Here is a 20,500-nt window from a genome sequence, read left to right as displayed (position 1 = left end):
TTGCGTGTCAGTTAGCCTGCTTTGCGATTGCGGATGGCGGTATAAAGACCACTTAGGACAATAACCGCACTACCGACGAGGGTCAGTGCATCCGGCGTTTCCTGAAACACCAGAATGCCAAGCAGCATGGCAAAGACAAGACGAGTGTAACGATAGGACGCCACCACGGATATTTCGCCGATCCGCATGGAAAGTGTGAGCGCCAGATAGGCCAGCACACCGATTGTGGATGCCCCCAACAAATACAGCAGGCTGTTCCCTTCCGGGAAAGTACCTTCTGGGTTGAAATAAAGGATAATCAGTCCCGCAAAAACGATATTGGCAAAACCATATACCCCAAGCTGACGTGATGACATGCTGGGTGGGCTGGCGCGCGTGGCAAGATCACGCCCGGCAAAGCCGATGGTTGCGAGAACTGCAAAGATGGAGGTTGCCTCAAACCCATCAAGGCCGGGACGCAAAATCAAAAGAACCCCAACAAATCCGATCCCAATGGCAAGCCAACGCCGCCAACCAACGCGTTCGGCAAAGAAGATCACAGCACCAAGTGCCACGACCAATGGTGTGGCCTGCAAAATGGCGGAAGCGGTGGATAGAGGCGTCAAGGCGAGCGCAAGAGCGAAGAAGAGCCTACCGCCCAATTCAAAAATGGTTCTGACGATCAGTGCACGGGATTTAAGGCCTGGATGGAAGATAACCTCCCCTGCCCGCCACGTAAGGCCTAAGAAGATCACAAGGCCGCCAAGACCAAACAGGATCACGGAATACGCAATAGAGGCATGCTCGGTCGCCGCCTTGAAAAGCATGTCTTCAAGGGCAAACGCCGCCATGGCCAGCACCATATAAAGGCTGCCTTTTAAGTTATCCACGTGTCCCCCTTAAATCTTGGGATGGATCAGAGTTTGGAAAAAGGCAGCACAGACATGTGCAGCCCGCATTTAAGAATGAGGGATGCTATCAGCCAAAAGGCGTTAAGAAAAGATCTGAGTTCAGTTTTTGCGGGAGCGACGACCCAAGTTTTCGACGATGCCAGTAATTTCGTGAAGCTCACGAGAAATACCGTGAAGATCACGGGCTTTCTTGGACAGGCTATCGGTGTTTTTCTCGGCAACGGTTTCTGCCAGCATGTCTAACGCGGCGAGATTGGCAATATTGGCGCGGTCCGCAACATTCTTGCGGCTGGCTTTCGTTGATTTGGAAACATCAGCTTTAAAATCAGAAACCAGAGAGTGCAGTTCAACCTGACGCATGTTCTTGACCTTTCAAGATCTGCTATTTGCAGACACAATATACCACATATTAGAAAAGTTATCTCTCTTTTCTAAAGAATTTGTTAACTTTGACGCATAAGTCAAATTCAGAAGTTTTTTCAGAAAAATTTATATTTTCTACCTCGTGACAACAGGTTCTTAACTATTTCCGGCGACTATCCTGCCCAAAGAGTACGGTGTGGATTGTCAATTCGGGCTTTTAGAATAAACAGCCCTGTTGGGGGAATAAATGGAAACTACGTCTACTACTAATCGTCGCCAGCACAAGCGTATCCTCGTGTCTAGCCCGACCAAAGTGCAAAGTGGAGACAACGAATATTCAGGCCGTATCCTGAACATTTCTGCAGGTGGTGCAGGCATTCAGATGGATGTTCAGCTGCACGATAACAGCCAGATCACAGTCAATATCGACGATGTGGGGATGATTCCTGCCAAAGTGGTTCGCAATCTGCAGGATGGTGTTGCTGTGAAATTCATGTTGAGTGAAGAAAAAGAACAGCAATTCATTAGAATGGTTGAAGGCATTGTCGCGAAATCTCGTGGCTCAGCCGAGGAAAAAGCTGCAAGCTGATCAACATTGCAGAAATGTGAAATCTGCATGACATTTTTGCTACCACGCTTATAATGCGCTTCCAAAATCCTTAATAAACGAGATTTTGGGGGCGTTTTTTATGGACATTTCAGGGCAGAGTTTTCACGGCACGACATCGTCTACAACACTGGGGATGACCCCACCTGTTTGGCTTTGGCTCTACTTTCCGCCGGTAATGATCATCTTTGCGCTGGCCATGCGCCTTCTCGCACCCGAATTTTATGACAATTACGTCTATGGGGAACTTGGGATTGTTGAAAATGCAACGGTTCTTTTCCTGATCCCAGCGGTTATTCTTGGGGTTGTCACCATTAGAAATGCTCGCATTTTGCAGTTTCCTCTCCTTACCGCCTGGCTTGTTATCCAGACCCTTGGCATGTTCTACTTTATGGGAGAAGAAGCGAGCTGGGGCCAGCATTGGTTTGGCTGGTCTAACGAAGGAATATTTGAAAATCATCCACGAGGTGAGACGAATATCCACAATACAAACCATTGGTTTGACCAAAAGCCTAAGGTACTGGTTGAAATCTGGACGATCATAGGCGGAATTATTGTCCCACTGCTTTTAAAATATCGAGGTAAGGCAAATACTGTAGATTTCCGATCCATCTGGTACTGGGCCTGGCCAACCATGATCTGCTTGCCAACCGCGGTCACGGGCCTCATTGTTAAGAATGTCGAACGTATACGTGAGGCGATGGGCGTCAATTTTCCCTCTCCTTTTGATATTCGGTTTAGTGAACCGCAAGAGTATTATTTCGCCCTGTTCTTCTTTCTCTATATGTTCTCGCTATACCTGCGGGTAGAAGCCGCGAAAGAACAAGTTTAAAACAAAGGGGGACCTTATCCCCCTTGTCTTCCCGCATACAGAAACTGCCGCGCATCACGATAGAAATCTTCTGCGGAATCCAGTTCGGCTTTTAAGTCCGCCAAAGATTTTTTAGCATCTTCCTCGCTCAAGCCCGGCGCCAGTGCAAATTCTGCCAGTTCAGAAACACCGGAGTTAGCTGCAAGAGAAAATCCTTTCACCAAATATGCATTACGACGATCTTCAATCCACTTCTCCAGAGCGTCGATCTGGCTTTGATGCAATTGCATTCCAAATTTTCTCCATTTTTTTCTCTGCAAGTGTTTAATCGAAACGAACTTTTAACCTTGCACGCGTATTAAATTTTAAACGTAATTAAAACTAATTTGATAGGCGGTAAGCCCTAACAGATGTAGGGTGGATTTTATCCACAAAGTATTGGGAAAAGGTTACTGGATGAAAACCCTAACTCCGCAAGAACTAATAAAAAAGCTGGAGCTGCACGCGAAATGGCTAAAGAACCCGAAAGAGGGTGAACAAGCCATTTTGAAGCACATGGATTTGTCTGGTGCCAATCTTGAAGGTGCCAAATTACAAAAATCAGTCCTTTCAGGTAGCCGCTTATCCCGCGCTATTTTGCGTGGGGCTAATCTAATGGCAACCGATCTGTTTGCCGTGGATTTCACAAAAGCCGACCTTACCAATGCGTTACTCATTCGCGCAGATCTTCGCGGCGCAGAACTTAAAGGTGCCAAACTCAATGGCGCGAACCTGCAAGAAGCGGATTTCCGTGGCGGTTCCATGATCCTTGCTGGCGGGGAGACTGTAACCTTCCAGTCAACTGATCTTAGTGATTCCGAGATGGAAGATGTTGTTGCTGAAAAAGCAAATCTTTCGGGTGCAAACCTGTCTGGGGCCCACTTAGCCAACGCCAACCTCGCTTACTCGCAGCTGAACGGCGCCGATCTTTCCGGAGCAAAACTTGAAAATGCGGCACTCCTTGGTGCAAACCTTGAAGGGTGCGATCTGAGTGGTTCAGATCTTTCCGGGGCGGATCTTTCTGACGCCAATCTGTCAGGTGCCAGTATTGATGGGTGTAATCTTGAGGCGGCGAACCTCGCTGGCGCAAACCTTGAAGGGATTGAACTCAATGACCTTCAAAAAGCTGCTGTTCCAAAATCAACCAAAGAGACTATTTCTGTCATTTCGCCAAACCTCAAGGCGATCCTGGAAAAACACTATGTCTGGGTGGAAACCAATGGGCGTGAAGGAATACGTGCAGACCTGCATGAAATGGATCTTTCGAACATGGACTTTGCCGGAAAACCGCTTAGCGGTGCCAATATGCGTGGAGCAAATCTCAGTGGGGCTAACCTTCAAGGTGCCTTACTTGTCATGACGGATATGTCCCACTGTAAACTCGCCAATATCAACCTGCAGGACGCCGTAATGGAAGGTGTAAACCTCACGCGTTCCAACTTGTCCAATGCCGATCTCTCCCGTGCTCAGATTACGGCAGTCGACCTGAAAGGCCCTGATGGGAAACCAATGGGTAAGAAATGGCCAGCGAACCTTGCTGCTGCGACCTTTAAAGGAGCGAAACTTGTGGGGACTGATCTAACTGAAGCGAACCTTATCGACGCCAATTTTATCGGGGCCGATCTTACTGAGGTCAAACTTAAAAATGCGGTACTGGAAGATGCCCGTTTCGATCCGGATTTCAAGGTACCCGTTTCAGCAGATTAGTGAATTTTTGTATCATCTAAGCCCGGCCTGACTTCGTAGATATGAACGAAATACCCCGCCATCGGATTTCGGTTCAGGTACTCGATCAAATAATCCCTGCAAGGCTGGCTTGCATCCCGAATATAATACTGCCATAGGGGTTCCATCTGACTGGTATGGGTGTCACGATGAGGAATGCTAATGGATCCCCCCCATTCCACTTGAAATCCCGCAAGATAGTTTTCAGCATAATGACGGAAGACAGACGCTTCATCGATTTTGACGCCTGATTTATTTTCAAAACAGAGACGAATATCCATGGTGACAATCCTGTTGATTGCTGAAAGTAGATCAAGTGTCCAGTAATTTACGTGGCAAGTAAAGCTGAACCTCTGTTCCCTCACCTTCTTTACTGTCGATCCACATGCTGCCACCTGACCGTTTTACAAAGCCATACACAGTTGACAGTCCAAGCCCGGTTCCCTTACCTCGCTCTTTCGTGGAAAAGAAGGGCTCAATTACGTCTTTGATATATTTTCTGGGAATACCGCAGCCGGTATCTTTGACTTTGAGCACGACATATTCACCGCGCTTCAAATCCGTACGTCGATCTCCCATCAGCACATGGACGTTTCTGGCTGCGATTTGCAGGTTTCCTGCCCCGCTCATCGCGTCTTTGGCATTGATGGACATGTTGAGGATGGCATTAAACAATTGATCCTCATCTACAAATACAGGCCAGAGATGCTTATCGGAAATACATTCTACTTTCACTGCAGAGCCAACACTGCTTTGTATGATGTCCCGCATTCTTGCTAATTCACTGTCGAGATGCAATATTTTTGGCGTCAAAGATTGCTTGCGAGAGAAACTGAGAAGTTGACTGGTAATTCCTGATCCGCGCTGAGCTGCAAAAAGAATATTATCGATGCGATCCAGTTTTTCACCCTCAACACTCTCTTCTTCAAGAGCTTCTCGAAGAAGTTCAGCATTCCCATGGATGATACCCAGCAAGTTGTTGAAATCGTGAGCAACGCCGCCAGTCAGATGGCCCACAACTTCCATTTTTTGTGAATGACGCAGTTGTTCTTCCAAAATGGCCGCTTCAGTTACATCCTTGCCGACACCACGATACCCCAAGAACTCCCCTTCTTCAGAGAAATAGGGTTTACCGGAAATCTGCCACTGCCGCACAACTCCGTCTTTGCGAACAAACGAATAACTGAAATCCTGAAACGGTCGATGGGCGCGCAAATCTTCAAGATGCCCGCTCCAGTGCTCCCGGTCTTCATCGGTTGTCACTAACTCTTCACGGCTCATCCCCAACATATCGGCACGCTTCATTCCTGCATTTTCGCAAGCTGCATCCGACACATAGGTGAAACGCAAATTCTCATCCATCTCCCAGTACCAGTCAGAAGCTGCTTCTGCATAGCCTTTGAAACGTGCTTCACTATCTTTAAGCGCTTTTTGCGCATCTACTTCTGAGGTTACATCCTGTTGAATGGCGATGAAATTTGAAATGACTCCGTCTTTTCGTACAACTGGAGAAACACTTTCCCGACACCAGAAAATTTCACCATTCTTACGCCGATTGCGTATGGTACCGACCCAACTTTGTCCTTTTTTCAGAGTTCCCCAGAAATTCTGATAGAATTCCGGACTATTGACACCTGCGTTCAAAATTTTAGGCGTTTTTCCATATACTTCCTTTTGTTCGTAACCAGAGATTTTTGAAAACCCCGGGTTGGCGTAGATGATTACGCCATTTTGGTCTGTCACAAGTACGCCATTGGGAGAATGCTCGATCGCCATTAACAGAGTTTTATTCTGCATGGAACCTTCCGTGTGCATAAACTCCTGAATCTCCATACGCCCGGCGCCACGATATCCAGTAAACCGTCCGGATGCGTTTCTGAGCACCTTAGCCGATAAAATCAGCTTTAAAGTCTGACCGTATTCCAGCGCGATCGAAAATGCCAACTCCATGACATCTTGACGCTCTCGCATGAGTTTAGCGAGCTGAATAAGCTGCTGCCGGTTCTTAGGGTTACTGGCATCGGTAAAAGTCGAAATCATGTCAGTGAGTGTTTGCTGAGTTTGTGTCGCAGAAGGTTGACCGAATTGTCGTTCGAGCTTTCCGTTGGAGTATGTAAACATGCCAGATGCGTCGATTTTCCACAACCAGTCGAAAATCAAGTCATCAAATTCTCCGGCAGAGCCGGATATGGTGTTTTCCAGTGCACTCACTTTTCTTTCTCCATCACGGAAATACATCGTACTCGTCCGTGACTGCCCCCCCCCAAAGAACAAGATTTACTGTACCATTGAAGGCTTCCAATTCATAAAAATTGGTTAATTTTTATTCGTTTTTTTTTGAGAAAATTTAAAAATATCAAAATCTTAGGCATAGAAAGCCATATACTTCTATACCAAACGAACTAGTTTTATTACTAAAAGAATAGAACTTATTTCATATTTTCATATTCAAGATTTTGAAAGAAAATTACCCAGCAGAATCATGTTGAGAAAAGATTTAGTCTGCGCTTGGAAATGGAAGGTGGCATCCCCTAGGGGAGTCGAACCCCTGTTTCCAGAATGAAAATCTGGCGTCCTAACCACTAGACGAAGGGGACACAATACAGCCTTCAGAAATAAAAAAAGCACTCAGCTGAGTGCCTTTCTGAATGCGACCTTAAAAAAGGTGGCATCCCCTAGGGGAGTCGAACCCCTGTTTCCAGAATGAAAATCTGGCGTCCTAACCACTAGACGAAGGGGACACATTGTGTCGCTGGAGAGGCTTTTAAGGCTGTTACGGCCTCTTTGCAAGAAAAAAAGTACAACTTTTTAATTTTTTTTGCCCCTGTTTTGGCAAGCCCGCAGAAATCCAAACTTATCAGGAAAGCCGGTATGCATCCTCGATCAGGATCTGTGCTGAAGACTGCCCTCTCCATGTGTTTTTTCTTAAATATCCAGCAACGTGAAACGAGCTACCGCGATGATTTAAAAGTGCTTCTCCCAAATCAGTTTCCAGACTTTTAAAACAGATGCCGCTGATCCGCCCACGGTTCCCCGCACCTGTTAAAATGACACGGACGTGGTTTTCCCCAACAATATCGGCTTTAACAATTTTGGCGTGACCTAAGACAAATCTGGGTTCTGGATTACCTGCCCCATATGGCCCTGCAAGCTCAAGTTTCTCAATGAGGTCCAAAGACGCCCCTTCAACTCCTACTACACCATCAAGGCCCAGACTTGCTGTTTTAACGGCCTCCTCTACATGAGAGGAAAGCCGGTCATTCAGAAAATTCCGAAACTCATCAATCTTGTTTTCTTTTATGGTCAAGCCTGCTGCCATGGCATGGCCCCCGCCGGCGTCCAGAATTTCCAGATGACGTGCAGCGCCAATAGCGGCTCCCAAGTCTACGCCAGCGATAGAACGTCCCGACCCTTTACCAATGCCATTATCCAGACCAATGACAATAGCAGGCCTCTGGAAAGCTTCTTTCAGGCGGCTGGCGACGATACCGATAACGCCTGGATGCCACCCTTCCCCTGAAACAACAAGAACACCATCACTGTCTGACTGCTTTTCTGCAATCGCCTGCGCTTCTTCCGTCACCTGCGTTTCAATGGCTTTACGTTCAAGATTGTATTCATCTAAAACACGAGCGAGCTCCGCACACTCCTCACGGTTTTGGGAAGAGAGGAGTTTGGGACCATAGTCCGCCTTACCAACCCGGCCACCTGCATTGACCCGCGGCCCCATTATATACCCCAGATGATATGTGCCGGGAGCTTCATCAAGCCCTGCCACATCCGCAAGAGCCACAAGCCCCGGATTACGCCGCTGCGCCATGACTTTCAGACCCTGCGCGACAAATGCCCTGTTTAACCCCACAAGAGGCACCACGTCACATACAGTCCCAAGCGCTACGAGATCCAGCAATCCGATTAGGTCTGGTGCTTTGCGGTCTCCATACCAGCCACTGTCTCTAAGCTCTCTATTGATCGCAACGAGCAGAATAAAGGCGACCCCAACAGCCGCCAGGTAGGTGAACTCCTGATTTTCATCATGTCGCTTCGGATTAACAACTGCGATGGCTTCCGGAAGGCGTGTTTCCGCCTGATGGTGGTCCACGATGATCAGGTCAAGTCCTATCTCCTTTGCCGCATCAGCCTCAGCAAAAGAAACAATCCCGCAATCAACCGTTATTACGAGATCGGCCCCCTCACCTTTTAAGGTCTGCAAAGCAGGTGTATTAAGGCCATACCCCTCGCTCATGCGATCAGGAATATAGATCCGCAAAGGCACACCGATTTGATCAAAGAAACACTTCAGTAACCCGCTTGAGGTTGCTCCGTCCACATCATAATCACCAAATACAGCAATATTCTCGCCGTTTCTAATGGCATGGGCAATACGAGACGCGGCTACATCCATATCCTTAAACGTTGAAGGATTGGGAAGAAGGTCTTTTAGGGTGGGGTTTAAATATCTCTCCGCCTCATCAAGCGGAACATCACGACCAGCAAGAACACGCCCAACTATTTCGGGAACATCAAGTCGCTGCGCAATGGTGAGGGCCTTGCGGTCATCTTCTGACCGCAAGCGCCATTTTCTACCTTTGAGTGATTGCTCCACCCCCAGGAATGCGGGCTTTTCCAAATCACTCATGGTCAATTACTTTGCGCGGTGGTTGCCGCGGATGTAACGCACTGTTCCTGACTTGGAACGCATTACAATTGTTTCTGTATGAACGCGATCACCAATCTGGCGAACACCGCGTAGCATAGACCCGTCTGTTACACCGGTAGCGGCGAAAATAACATTGCCGGAGGCCAGTTCTTCCAGAGAGTAGATTTTATCAAAATCTTCCACACCCCATTTGATTGCCCGTTTTTTCTCATCTTCATTACGGAAAACCAAACGACCTTGCATCTGACCACCAATACAACGAAGCGCAGCCGCCGCCAGAACACCTTCAGGGGCACCACCAGTACCGATATAGATATCAACACCACTGTCCGGGTTGGATGTCGCCATCACACCGGCAACGTCCCCGTCAGAGATCAGCTTGATGCGCGCACCTGTTTCACGAATAGAAGAAATAATCTCTGAGTGACGCGGGCGGTCCAGAACACATGCAGTGATCTGATTCACAGGAACACCTTTTGCTTCAGCGACGGCACGAACATTATCACCGGCCGCTTTATCAAGATCAATCACACCTTCAGGAAGGCCGCCGCCAACTGCGATTTTCTCCATGTAAGTATCTGGAGCGTGCAAGAAGTTACCGGATTCAGCAAAAGCAATAACTGCCAATGCATTTGGACCGCCTTTAGCTGTCAGTGTTGTGCCTTCAAGTGGGTCCAGAGCGATATCGATCTTTGGACCTTCACCGCTACCGACTTTCTCACCGATGTAGAGCATTGGCGCTTCATCGCGCTCACCTTCACCAATAACGATCGTACCATCGATATCCAGCGCATTCAAAGCCGTGCGCATTGCATCAACAGCGGCTTGGTCAGCAGCTTTTTCATCGCCCAGACCAACCAGATTACACGCAGCGCGAGCGGCGGCTTCTGTGACACGCACGATTTCGAGCGTGAGTTTGCGATCCATTGTAGTCATTTCAAATTCTCTCATTCATCCAAATAATGACGGTGCGGCCCTTACAGTTTTGCAATTCTGATCATGCGTGGGGCCGCCACGTTGTGATCAAAGTTTTCGATCCGGCCGAGAGCGCGTACCAGCGCCTCTTCCTGAACCTCGTGTGTTGTCAGTACGACGGAAACCGATTGCTCTGGATCCCGGCCACGTTGCAGCAGACTTTCGATGGACACCTGCTCATCGCGGAAAGCCGCAGAAATATCAGCAATAACACCAGGCTGATCAAGAACTGTCAGGCGCACATAGTAGCAGCCAACATGTTCTTTAACTGGCACCTTGGGCAGGTCTGTCAGCTTGTTTGCCGGAATACCAAAAGTCGGTGACGTTCTACCTGATGTGATATCAATAACATCAGCCATAACCGCAGAAGCTGTCGGTCCCTCACCCGCGCCCCGGCCCTCATATACTGTACTGTCAACAAAGTCACCCTCTGCAACAACAGCATTGAAAACACCCGAGACGTTCGCAATGGCAGTTTCACGTTTGACCATGCAGGGATGAACCCGCTGCTCAATTCCTTTTTCAGTTTGGCGCGCAACACCCAGCAAACGAATGCGATAGCCAAATTCCTGCGCAAACTGGATATCCAGTGCAGTTACTTCGCGGATACCTTCAATATAAACGCTGTCAAAATCCACTGGTGTACCAAAGGCAAGGCTGGTCAGGATCGCCAGCTTATGTGCGGCATCGACACCATCCACATCGAAGCTTGGATCTGCTTCGGCATATCCCAGTTTCTGCGCATCCGCCAGAATATCTCCAAAATCGCCACCAGTTTCTTCCATCTCAGTCAGGATGTAGTTACAGGTGCCGTTCAAGATGCCATATACGCGTGTGAACACGTTTCCTGCCAGGCCTTCGCGGATGGCTTTCACAATCGGGATGCCGCCCGCAACAGCCGCTTCATAAGCCAAAGAAGTGTTGTTCTGCTCAGCCAGTGTTGCTAGCTCTGTTCCGTGCACCGCGAGCAGCGCCTTATTCGCAGTTACGACAGGCTTTCCAGCTTCCAGTGCTTTCGTACACAGCTCGCGCGCAACACCTTCACTACCGCCAATAAGTTCAAGAACCATATCCACATTAGGATCAGAGGCAAGATCTACAGCATTATCATACCACGTCATGCCATCCAGATTGACCCCACGATCTTTCGTGCGATCCCGCCCCGAAACCGCAACCACTTCGATCGGTTCGCCACAACGATTTGCAAGCAATTCACCGTGTTTTTCAACAATCTTGATGACACCGACACCAACGGTACCGATACCGGCAATACCTAATCTCATTTTCCCAACTTCTCTGCTTTATAAGCTGCCAGATGCGCATCAGCTTCCGACATGAATTTTTTGATATTTCTTGCGGCCTGGCGAATACGCTGTTCATTCTCAACAATGGCAATACGGACAAACTTATCGCCATGCTCACCAAAGCCAAGACCAGGTGCAACAGCAACTTGCGCTTTTTGAAGGAGCAATTTCGAGAACTCGAGACTGCCAAGCTCAGTAAACGGTTCTGGAATTGGGGCCCAGGCAAACATGGTAGCTTCTGGGGAGGGGATGTCCCACCCTGCTGCTTTCATGCTGCTAATCATAACATCACGGCGCACCCGGTACATATCGCGAACTTCCTGCACACAATCCTGTGGCCCGTTCAGGGCGGCAGTTGCGGCCACCTGAATAGGTGTAAACGCACCATAATCCAGATAAGATTTAATCCGTGTAAGCGCGCCAATCAGTTCTTTATTGCCTGTTGCGAAGCCCATACGCCAACCAGGCATGGAGTAGGTCTTGGACAGTGATGTAAATTCAACGGCAACGTCACGCGCCCCTTCGACCTGCAAAATTGAAGGCGGTGGTGTATCGCCGAAATAGATTTCGGCATATGCAAGGTCCGACAAGATATACATCTTGTGCTCTTTCGCAAAATCCACGACCCGCTTGTAGAAATCCAGATCCACCGTCATCGCCGTTGGGTTGGACGGGAAGTTAAGGATCAAGCATGTAGGAGTTGGGAAACAGTGATGCATCCCTTTCTCCAAACTCTCGAAGAAATCAATATGCGGCCCAACCTCAAAATGGCGAACAACCGCACCAGCAATGATAAACCCATAGGGGTGGATCGGGTAACTAGGGTTTGGAGACAGGATCACATCACCCGGCGTTGTAATCGCCATGGCAAGGTTTGCGAGACCTTCTTTAGAGCCCAATGTTGCAATTGTTTCAGTCTCAGGATCAATATCCACACCAAAGCGGCGCTTGTAATATGCCGCGTTCGCGCGGCGAAGGCCCGGAATACCTCGGCTTGTGGAATAGCGATGAGTACGTCCATCCTTAACCGTTTCGACCATTTTATCCACGATATGCTGTGGGGTCGGCGTATCAGGATTACCCATCCCAAGGTCAATGATGTCCTCCCCGGCCGCTCGCGCGGCTGCTTTCATACGGTTCACTTCTTCGAAAACGTATGGGGGCAATCGCTTAATGCGGTGAAAATCGGAATTCATCGGCCTTCTCTACTATTAATTTTGAATTTTGTTTATACGATTTGCGCCCGAAAGTCGCTAGGACAATCAGACGCAAATTGGTGAATTTGAACTGTGTTTAAAGGAAACCCGTTCAATTGACGAGGAAGATTTCCGTCCTGCGGTTTTTTGCTTCCTCGCTTGGCATGGACTCCCGTGTGACAGGGTTGCTGTCACTCACGGATTCCACAGTAATTTTCTGAGGGCTCACACCCTTGCTGATCAGTGCTTTTACCACAGCACTCGAACGTTCCTGTGACATGCGTAAGTTGACCATCTTGTGACGATCTACCGGAAGCTGACGCGTACGGCTTGATGCATGTCCGACAACTTTGACCATGGCACCCGTTTGTTTCTGCTGTGTGGCCAATGCTGCGATTTTACTCATATCACCAGCCCCCACGCGGGAGGATCCAACGTCAAAGTAAATAACGGCATTTGGTTTGCCTGTCAGCCCCACGGCACCGTAACCCGGCTGGCCAATGGCAGCGCCATATCCCAATTGAGTGGGCTGGTTATAAACATCTCGAACAATCGGCGCGACAGACACCGCAGAATTTCCAAGCGGTACAGGTTGCAATGATTGGAACTGAGTATTTGCTGGCAACGTAGTTGTCGTCGCAGAGGAAGCCATAAGCTGCTTCTGCATCACATCCTGAGCACTTGTTCCGGAAATGAGCACGGTACCCGTTCCAGGGATTTGACGTGCATAGGCTTCCTGCGGAGATGTTACCGGTGCTGCATTCGGCATCAATTTTTGTCCGGTCTGCACTTGAGTTTGAGGGAACTGCTGACCTGGCGCGCCAAGTTGGTTCGCACTCACGTTGGTTGATGGCGATGGGGTAACAGCTGGACCAACCTGCTGAACAGGCTTTACAGAAGCGGGTACAGCCGGAGTTGGGGCTGGTGGCTGGGCAGACGTCTCTGCACGAAGCTGCTGGTCGGTATATTGCGCATTTGTGCGATCCGCCTGCAGGCCTTCCTTGATATTTTCAGCATCCTGAATGGACACAGTGGTTCCAGCTTTGTCTGGAACGGATCCGAGTTTTGGATATTCACCGGTTGCAGCAGTCTCTACCGCAGCTTCTTCCTCATCGTCTCCCCACCAGTTCAGAGGGTTTACCCAATCAGGAGTGGAGGAACATCCGGACACGACCAGCAAGGAAGCGATAATTGCCGCCCGCGATATCCCTTTTTTGATGCCATCCAAATCCATATCCGAAAGAAAAACCTGTGTTACCATTCTCGCCGCCTGTTGCTGCCCCTGTTATACGGGTTATATCCCCAAAACCAGTATTTGCCTGCTTCAATCTCTTTCAGTTGAAGTGTGCAGTACAACTTAAACCACATGAAAGACATTTCCGCAATATTTTCGGCACATACTCTATGAAATTAAAGTGACATTACATTTTTTAGATGTAAGTGGGTTTCCCTATCTGATAAAGTTTCGAGAATGGGACAAGGCAAGACAAAACAGACAGGGGTGCAGATGTCCGAACGAAAAGAAAGCCAATTTCCAAATACCCTTCCAGAAGGCTCCGCAGAATTTGCCGAAAACTTCGCCAAGATTTCCGAGAAAAGTATGGAATTGGTGAATAATTTCTACGAACAACAAAGCAAGCAGGTCGACTTCGACCCCGACCCCTTCAATATTGGCGGCGCTTTCATGGAGCTTAGCCAGAAAATGATGTCGGACCCTGCCAAACTGATTGAGGCTCAAGCAGAGCTTTGGAAGGGCTATATGGATATCTGGCAGAATATGGCGCTCGCCGCGTCTGGCCAGAAATCAGAACCTGTCGTTGAACCAGCAAAAGGTGACAAACGCTTCCGCTCCGATGAATGGACACAAAATCAGATATTTGACTATATCAAGCAAAGTTACCTGCTGACATCCAACTGGGTGAATGACGTGGTTGCGTCAGTTGACGGATTGGATGAAGAAAGCCGCAAAAAAGTGGATTTCTACACCAAGCAAATGACGGACGCCATGTCACCGACCAACTTCTTCTGGTCCAACCCGGATGTCCTTAAGGCCACCTTGGAAAGCAAAGGTGAGAACCTGATCAAAGGCCTTGAAAATCTGCTGGAAGACATGCAAGCAGGTCAGGGCCAGCTCAATCCACGCATGGTCCCTGAAGGCGCGTTTGAAGTTGGCAAAAACGTTGCGGTCACACCGGGTAAGGTCGTCTTCCAGAACGAGATGATGCAACTGATCCAGTACACTCCGACAACGGAAAAGGTGTATAAAAAACCACTTCTGATCACCCCGCCCTGGATCAACAAATTTTACATTCTTGACCTGCGTCAGGATAATTCCTTCATCAAATGGTGCGTCGACAAAGGCTATACGGTTTTTGTGATTTCATGGGTAAACCCGGATGAGCGTCATATTGATCGAACCTTCGAAAGTTACATGTCCGAAGGTATTCTCGCCGCGCTCGACGCCATTGAAGAAACCGTTGGGGAAAAAGAAGTCACCACAATCGGTTACTGTATTGGCGGCACGCTTATGTCGGCAACGCTCGCATATCTAGCGGCGATCGGTGAAAAGCGTATTGCCGCCAGCACTTTCTTTGCTGCCCAGACAGATTTCGATGATGCGGGTGATCTCTTGCTCTTCACCGATGAAGAGCAGGTGCAGATGATTGAGCGAAAAATGAAAGCCGCCGGCTTCCTTGAAGGGAAGAATATGGCGACTACGTTCAACATGTTGCGCTCCAACGACCTCATTTGGTCTTTCGTGATCAACAACTACTTGTTGGGCAAAGATCCGTTCCCGTTTGATCTGTTATTCTGGAACTGCGACACAACAAATATGCCGCCACAGATGCATAGTTTCTATCTTCGGAACATGTACCAGAAGAACCTGCTGAGCAAGCCGGGCGGTCTGACATTGGGCGGTCAACCGATTGACTTATCAAAAGTTGAAGTTCCGATTTTTGTTCAAGCGAGCAAGGAAGACCATATTGCACCATATACTTCCGTGTTCAAGGCCACCAAACTGATGAGCGGCCCGGCCGAATTTATGCTGGCGGGATCGGGACATATTGCTGGTGTGATCAATCACCCGGACGCGAAGAAATATCAGCACTGGACAAATTCGAGCAAGAAAAAATACGAGACTGCTGATGAATGGCTTGCTGACGCAACAGAACATCCGGGGTCATGGTGGCCGCACTGGCACAAATGGCTTTCAAAGAAATCCGGACCGAAGGTTGATGCCCGCGATCCGGAAAAAGGTAAGCTAAAACCAATTGAAGATGCGCCAGGGTCTTACGTTAAGGCTAAGGCGAAAGCCGGAAAACAAGGGGCGAAGGACTAGCCCCTATTCCAACTCATCTTTGTAGACTTTCGCAAGTTCGGCGTAATGCTCTGCGCCACTTGTGAGATTTTCCTGCTGCTCTGGTGTCAGATCGCGAAGGTATTTTGCCGGTGAGCCACCCCACAACTGACCTGAGGGGACTACTTTGCCCGGAGTCAGTAATGCGCCTGCCGCCAGCATGCCGCCACTTTCAACAACGGCACCATCCAGTACAGTGGTACCCATACCGACAAAGCTGCCATTTTCCAACGTGCATCCGTGAATAATACAGTTATGACCAACCAAAACGTCATCCCCGACGTTAGCGGGGTGCGTCCCGTTGGAGACATGGATAACCGTTCCGTCTTGAATGTTGCTGCGTTTACCGATGCGGATAGTATTAACATCCCCACGCACAACACAGTTAAACCAGATGCTGGAACCTTCACCAATGACAACATCGCCGATCACATCCGCAGAGGGCGCGACAAACGCTGTTTCATGAATTTCTGGCGTTATGCCTTTGAAATTTATAATATTTTTGGTCATTTTCCAGCATCCTTTTTTTTATTTATTATGGGAAGAGCGCAACCTGTTCCAAACCTAGTGTTTCTCCAAAACCGAACATCAGGTTCATGTTTTGAATGGCCTGACCGCTTGATCCTTTTACAAGGTTATCAATGGCAGCAATTACCGTAGCCCGACCCGGAATACGATCTTCAAAAACATTTACGACGCAGTGATTAGATCCCCGCACCATTTGCGTTTGCGGGATCGCGGAGCCATCCAGCAAACGCACAAAAGGTTCATCCTTGAACAGTGCTGAATACTCATCCCGAATATCCTGAACTGTTTTTCCATCGGTCAACTTCACATGACATGTGACCAGTTCGCCCCGGCTCATAGGAATAAGATGCGGCACAAAATTCACCCGAACATCATCAGCCTTCAGTCCCGCAAAAGCCGCGACTTCCTGTTCGATTTCAGGAGCATGCCGGTGCTTTGACACACTGTAAGGACTTAGCCCCTCACCGGCTTCACTAAATAGTGTGTTTTGCTTCAAGCCCCGACCTGCGCCAGTGATGCCTGACTTTGCATCAATAACCAAGTCTTTCGGGTCCACAAGACCAGCCCGTACCAAAGGCAGCAATGCAATCAGGGTCGCTGTTGGATAACAGCCAGGACAGGCCACAAGCCGTGCTTCTTTGACATCTTCCCGATAAAATTCGGTAAGGCCGTACACTGCTTCTTTCTGCAAATCCAGCGCCTGATGAGCATGACCATACCATTCCGCATAAGTCTCGGGGTTCCGAAGACGGAAATCAGCTGAAAGGTCGACCACCTTCACCTCTTTTGGAAGGGTTGCGATAATTTCTTGTGTTGTGCCATGAGGCAACCCGCAGAATACAACGTCTACAGATGACCAGTCCGCATCTTCTACTGACACCATATCAGGCAGGCCATAGCCGCCAAGATGCGGATAAACTTCTTCTACTGATTGTCCGGCTTTCCGATCGGCCGTCAATAATGTGAGTTCCACATTTGGGTGACGTAGCAACAGCCGCATGGCTTCTGCCCCTGTATACCCACTGGCGCCGAGAATGCCGGCTTTGATCACTTTATTTTGTTTTTCCATTTCCTATTCGGGGCAGCGGCTAATCGCGCCCGCCTTTCATGTTTTATTTTGCAAGATATTCAGCGTGCTCGCCCTTAAGTGCTTTATCTGCAAACCAGATCAACACATTAAGATCAAACACTTCGAGGGCTTCTTCGTTCATTCGTCGTCGCCCGCGTTTTAAACCTGACAAAATCTCTTTCTGAGCTTTACGCAGAAGGGCGTTTCGCACGGATCCGCGTACATCCAGCTGATCCTTCATTTCAGCCAACAGTTCTTCTTCACTCAGAGAGTGGACATATTCCTTGATTTGAATGTCAAAACGACCTTCACCATCCAAGGTGATATTGAGATCGGCGGCACTCACTTCGTCCATATTTTTAATAGGATAGTCCATTACATTTTCCGGAAATTTATCGACTTAACTGCGGCTTCATACACCAATTACGGCTCAGGGCAAAGTCTTCTCATAGTAATACTCAACGGATTTGCTCAAATCGTGCAATTCGCGCGTTTCCGTTTTGCCCACAAACCCACGGCGTTCATAAAGGCTGTGGGCTTCATGAAAACGCGTGTCCGTCCACAATACAATTTTCTCACACTTCCGTTTGACGGCAGCTTCTTCAACCAGATCACAAAGGGTTGTCCCTAACCCCTGACGCCGAATATCACCATCCACGTATAGATGTTTGATCTCTACGCCTCCCTCTACCGGTTTGTATCCGATACAGCCGACAACGTTCCCCTCTTTTTCAGCAACCCAGAACTCTCCACCCAGACCTTCAAAGTAGGTCTTGATATGGCGTAACTGTGGCTCTTCATTATCCACATCCAACACGCAGCCCTCATACCCTGCGTAACATTTTTCAATAAGGGTGATTAATCCCTCTGCGTCATCATCACGTCCGCGTCGATAGTCAATTGTCATCTACGTTACTCATACATTCAGAATTTTGACCTATTGCATTGGACATACAGGAAAGATAACGTTCTGGCAAAACTACAAATGGATATTTTTATGCTTCCTGAAGTCTCAACCATTTTTTTGTTTATTACATCTGCTTCGCTCCTCACCATCGCGCCGGGACCTGACAATGTTTATGTCGCCATTCGTGGGCTGGCTCAGGGTTGGAAAGCGGGCCTGGTTGCGGCATTAGGGCTTATAACAGGCTTGTTTGTTCACATCTTGTTGGCGGCCCTGGGATTGTCAGCCGTACTGGCGAGCTCTCCTATTTTGTTCGCCACTGTCAAATATGCAGGAGCCGCCTACATCCTGTATGTGGGCTGGCAGATCTATAAATCCGGCCCCGTCTCTCTCACTACAGACACGCCAGCCTCTCCGCTTTGGGCCATCTACCGTCAAACCATTATGATGAATATCCTGAACCCGAAAGTCGCACTATTCTTCCTTGCCTTCCTTCCTCAGTTTGTCGATATCAACAGTGAGTACGCCACCCATCAGTTTGTGATCTTTGGTTTTCTTTTTCAGGCCGTTGCTCTGGTTATTATGGGCGGTATTGGTCTTTTCGCCGGAATAGCCTCCGCACGGTTTGCTGCCGCGGGAAGTGGCCAGAACTGGCTTCCGAAATTTGCAGGCTCCATGGTCATGTTATTGGGGGCTTACATTCCCGGGAAAGACCTGTGGTCCGCACTTAGTGAGATTTAAAATGAAGGAAATTAATCTCAATAGCTGGTCTAGGCGACCCGCATATGAGTTATTCAGGAGAAGCCAACAACCTCATTTCAATGTGACAGCACCGGTTGATGTGACAGGAATGATGCAGCATATTAAGCCGACGGGCGTCTCTGTCTTTAACTACACTCTGTATGCTATTATGAAAGCTGTGAACGACGTTCCGGAGCTTCGTTTACGGTTTGATGGGGACAGAGTTTTCGAACTGGATGTGACCCACCCCTCCTACACAGTCCCCATCGCTGACAATAATTTTGCATTTTGCCAAACTGAGTTTTCCGACGATTGGCAAAGGTTTAACAACAATTGCGCTGCTTCAATCGAAGAGGCAAAAAAACAAACCAAGCTGAAAGAAGAAGCGGATCATTTCAAGTGGACCTACCTAACATGCGCCCCCTGGCTTAGTTTTACAGGCATGACCCATCCAGTTGCCGGCCCAGACGATTGCATACCGCGCATCGCCTGGGGAAAGATCACAAAGTCAGATCAGGGTTACAACATGCCACTCAATATCCAAATGCACCACGCTTTGGCAGATGGCTTCCACATCTCCCAATTTTTTCAAAAAGTTGAAGAGAATCTGGCAACCGCTTCTGATCTATAGAAATGAGCTATACTCACTCGCCTCTTTTTTGTATGTGGATTTCCTAGGGATAACCGCATCGTCTGCAGGATGCCCCGTCACAAGAATGAGGAACGGCTTTTCATTATCAGGTCGTCCACAAATCTCGTTCAAGAACTTCATTGGATTTGGCGTGTGCGTCAATGTTGCAAGACCTGAGTCATGCAGCGCATTGATCAAAAAGCCAGTCGCAATTCCCACAGATTCATTCACATAATAATTCTTGTAATTCTCACCTTCTTCGGTGACACCGTAGCGCTCTGCAAAAACGATGATCAAATAAGGAGCAATTTCAAGGAAGGGCTTATCGGTATCTGTACCAAGACCTGATAAAGCCGAAAGCCATTCATCCGCTGCACGTCCACCATAAAAGGCGCGTTCTTCTTCTTCAGCTGCTTCACGAATTTTTGCTTTTAATTCCGCTGTTTCTATAACGCAAAAATGCCATGGTTGATGATTGGCACCGCTGGGTGCGGTCGATGCAGCTTTTAGGCAGTTTTCGATTACTTCACGGGGCACCGGCTTGCCGGAAAACTCTCGTGTAGAATGCCGTTTTTGGATATTCGTGCAAAACTCGGATGATTTCTCAATCATTACCTGATCAGAGTAATCCCTGCGATCGGGATAACTAATTGGATCATACACTTCCCCTGGATTGAATACTTTTACCATTGATTTCCC

The 20,500-nt window shown here is 48.4% G+C and carries 21 protein-coding genes and 2 tRNA genes; 6 read left to right on the top strand and 17 right to left on the bottom strand.

Annotated elements, in window-relative coordinates:
* Nucleotides 1–11 precede the first annotated feature (11 nt).
* Both GUA87_RS18210 and GUA87_RS08970 read right to left on the bottom strand, forming a co-directional pair.
* The gene (locus GUA87_RS18210; RefSeq protein ID WP_193716220.1) at nucleotides 12–869 is read right to left on the bottom strand and encodes a DMT family transporter; all 858 of its coding nucleotides are present in this window, start codon (nucleotides 867–869) and stop codon (nucleotides 12–14) included.
* A 120-nt stretch (nucleotides 870–989) separates the two neighbouring features.
* Nucleotides 990–1,250 carry a hypothetical protein gene (locus GUA87_RS08970; RefSeq protein ID WP_193716219.1) on the bottom strand — a complete coding sequence of 87 codons (261 nt, stop codon included), beginning with the start codon at nucleotides 1,248–1,250 and terminating at the stop codon, nucleotides 990–992.
* A gap of 250 nt (nucleotides 1,251–1,500) precedes the next feature.
* Here GUA87_RS08970 and GUA87_RS08965 point away from each other — a divergent pair, with 250 nt between their 5' ends.
* On the top strand, nucleotides 1,501–1,842 hold the full coding sequence (locus GUA87_RS08965) for a PilZ domain-containing protein (protein ID WP_193716218.1): 342 nt from the start codon (nucleotides 1,501–1,503) through the stop codon (nucleotides 1,840–1,842).
* 100 nt (nucleotides 1,843–1,942) lie between these two features.
* Nucleotides 1,943–2,692 (top strand): hypothetical protein, encoded by a 750-nt coding sequence (locus tag GUA87_RS08960; RefSeq protein ID WP_193716217.1) that lies wholly within the window; start codon nucleotides 1,943–1,945, stop codon nucleotides 2,690–2,692.
* 14 nt (nucleotides 2,693–2,706) lie between these two features.
* Here the strand turns inward: GUA87_RS08960 and GUA87_RS08955 are convergent, their stop codons facing one another.
* On the bottom strand, nucleotides 2,707–2,961 hold the full coding sequence (locus tag GUA87_RS08955) for a hypothetical protein (RefSeq protein WP_193716216.1): 255 nt from the start codon (nucleotides 2,959–2,961) through the stop codon (nucleotides 2,707–2,709).
* A 166-nt stretch (nucleotides 2,962–3,127) separates the two neighbouring features.
* On the opposite strand from GUA87_RS08955, the gene GUA87_RS08950 reads away from it, so the two are divergent.
* Nucleotides 3,128–4,417, top strand: coding sequence for a pentapeptide repeat-containing protein (locus GUA87_RS08950; protein WP_193716215.1), 1,290 nt, complete (start codon nucleotides 3,128–3,130; stop codon nucleotides 4,415–4,417).
* Here the strand turns inward: GUA87_RS08950 and GUA87_RS08945 are convergent.
* The 9 genes from GUA87_RS08945 to GUA87_RS08905 form a co-directional block, all read right to left on the bottom strand.
* Entirely contained in the window at nucleotides 4,414–4,716 is a 303-nt protein-coding gene (locus GUA87_RS08945; RefSeq protein ID WP_193716214.1) for a hypothetical protein, read from the bottom strand. The genes GUA87_RS08950 and GUA87_RS08945 overlap by 4 nt on opposite strands.
* Before the next feature lie 31 nt (nucleotides 4,717–4,747).
* Nucleotides 4,748–6,646, bottom strand: a complete 1,899-nt coding sequence (locus GUA87_RS08940; protein WP_193716213.1) for a PAS domain S-box protein — start codon at nucleotides 6,644–6,646, stop codon at nucleotides 4,748–4,750.
* A 311-nt stretch (nucleotides 6,647–6,957) separates the two neighbouring features.
* A tRNA-Glu gene (locus tag GUA87_RS08935) sits at nucleotides 6,958–7,032 on the bottom strand.
* A gap of 69 nt (nucleotides 7,033–7,101) precedes the next feature.
* A tRNA-Glu gene (locus tag GUA87_RS08930) sits at nucleotides 7,102–7,176 on the bottom strand.
* 116 nt (nucleotides 7,177–7,292) lie between these two features.
* The gene (gene recJ, locus GUA87_RS08925; RefSeq protein WP_193716212.1) at nucleotides 7,293–9,074 is read right to left on the bottom strand and encodes a single-stranded-DNA-specific exonuclease RecJ; all 1,782 of its coding nucleotides are present in this window, start codon (nucleotides 9,072–9,074) and stop codon (nucleotides 7,293–7,295) included.
* Nucleotides 9,075–9,080: 6 nt separating this feature from the next.
* Nucleotides 9,081–10,022 carry a class II fructose-bisphosphatase gene (gene glpX / locus GUA87_RS08920; protein WP_193717009.1) on the bottom strand — a complete coding sequence of 314 codons (942 nt, stop codon included), beginning with the start codon at nucleotides 10,020–10,022 and terminating at the stop codon, nucleotides 9,081–9,083.
* Nucleotides 10,023–10,072: 50 nt separating this feature from the next.
* Complete coding sequence (locus tag GUA87_RS08915; RefSeq protein ID WP_193716211.1) at nucleotides 10,073–11,353, bottom strand: homoserine dehydrogenase; 1,281 nt, start codon at nucleotides 11,351–11,353, stop codon at nucleotides 10,073–10,075.
* Entirely contained in the window at nucleotides 11,350–12,570 is a 1,221-nt protein-coding gene (locus tag GUA87_RS08910; RefSeq protein ID WP_193716210.1) for an LL-diaminopimelate aminotransferase, read from the bottom strand. The genes GUA87_RS08915 and GUA87_RS08910 overlap by 4 nt, the downstream gene beginning before the upstream one ends.
* A 112-nt stretch (nucleotides 12,571–12,682) precedes the next feature.
* Nucleotides 12,683–13,831 carry an OmpA family protein gene (locus GUA87_RS08905; RefSeq protein WP_193716209.1) on the bottom strand — a complete coding sequence of 383 codons (1,149 nt, stop codon included), beginning with the start codon at nucleotides 13,829–13,831 and terminating at the stop codon, nucleotides 12,683–12,685.
* A 246-nt stretch (nucleotides 13,832–14,077) separates the two neighbouring features.
* On the opposite strand from GUA87_RS08905, the gene GUA87_RS08900 reads away from it, so the two are divergent.
* Entirely contained in the window at nucleotides 14,078–15,910 is a 1,833-nt protein-coding gene (locus GUA87_RS08900) for a PHA/PHB synthase family protein (protein WP_193716208.1), read from the top strand.
* A 3-nt stretch (nucleotides 15,911–15,913) separates the two neighbouring features.
* Here GUA87_RS08900 and GUA87_RS08895 read toward each other — a convergent pair whose 3' ends face one another.
* From GUA87_RS08895 to GUA87_RS08880, 4 genes are read right to left on the bottom strand one after another with little or no spacing between them, the layout of a single operon-like run.
* A complete protein-coding gene (locus GUA87_RS08895; RefSeq protein ID WP_193716207.1) occupies nucleotides 15,914–16,438 on the bottom strand; it encodes a gamma carbonic anhydrase family protein in 525 nt (174 codons plus the stop codon).
* 25 nt (nucleotides 16,439–16,463) lie between these two features.
* Nucleotides 16,464–17,525 (bottom strand): N-acetyl-gamma-glutamyl-phosphate reductase, encoded by a 1,062-nt coding sequence (gene argC, locus GUA87_RS08890; RefSeq protein ID WP_193716206.1) that lies wholly within the window; start codon nucleotides 17,523–17,525, stop codon nucleotides 16,464–16,466.
* A gap of 43 nt (nucleotides 17,526–17,568) precedes the next feature.
* Nucleotides 17,569–17,901, bottom strand: a complete 333-nt coding sequence (locus tag GUA87_RS08885) for a hypothetical protein (RefSeq protein ID WP_193716205.1) — start codon at nucleotides 17,899–17,901, stop codon at nucleotides 17,569–17,571.
* A 54-nt stretch (nucleotides 17,902–17,955) separates the two neighbouring features.
* Nucleotides 17,956–18,432 (bottom strand): GNAT family N-acetyltransferase, encoded by a 477-nt coding sequence (locus GUA87_RS08880; protein WP_193716204.1) that lies wholly within the window; start codon nucleotides 18,430–18,432, stop codon nucleotides 17,956–17,958.
* A 78-nt stretch (nucleotides 18,433–18,510) separates the two neighbouring features.
* On the opposite strand from GUA87_RS08880, the gene GUA87_RS08875 reads away from it, so the two are divergent.
* Together GUA87_RS08875 and GUA87_RS08870 are read left to right on the top strand one after the other, a co-directional pair.
* Nucleotides 18,511–19,170 carry a LysE family translocator gene (locus tag GUA87_RS08875; protein ID WP_193716203.1) on the top strand — a complete coding sequence of 220 codons (660 nt, stop codon included), beginning with the start codon at nucleotides 18,511–18,513 and terminating at the stop codon, nucleotides 19,168–19,170.
* Between the two features lies 1 nt (nucleotide 19,171).
* Nucleotides 19,172–19,801, top strand: a complete 630-nt coding sequence (locus GUA87_RS08870; protein ID WP_193716202.1) for a chloramphenicol acetyltransferase — start codon at nucleotides 19,172–19,174, stop codon at nucleotides 19,799–19,801.
* Here the strand turns inward: GUA87_RS08870 and GUA87_RS08865 are convergent.
* On the bottom strand, nucleotides 19,796–20,491 hold the full coding sequence (locus GUA87_RS08865) for a nitroreductase family protein (protein ID WP_193716201.1): 696 nt from the start codon (nucleotides 20,489–20,491) through the stop codon (nucleotides 19,796–19,798). The genes GUA87_RS08870 and GUA87_RS08865 overlap by 6 nt on opposite strands.
* Between the last annotated feature and the right edge of the window lie 9 nt (nucleotides 20,492–20,500).

The sequence above is a fragment of the Sneathiella sp. P13V-1 genome (assembly GCF_015143595.1).
Classification (GTDB): Bacteria; Pseudomonadota; Alphaproteobacteria; order Sneathiellales; family Sneathiellaceae; genus Sneathiella.
The sequence above is the reverse complement of the archived record's forward strand: the minus strand, read 5'-3'. Positions and strand labels throughout refer to the sequence as shown.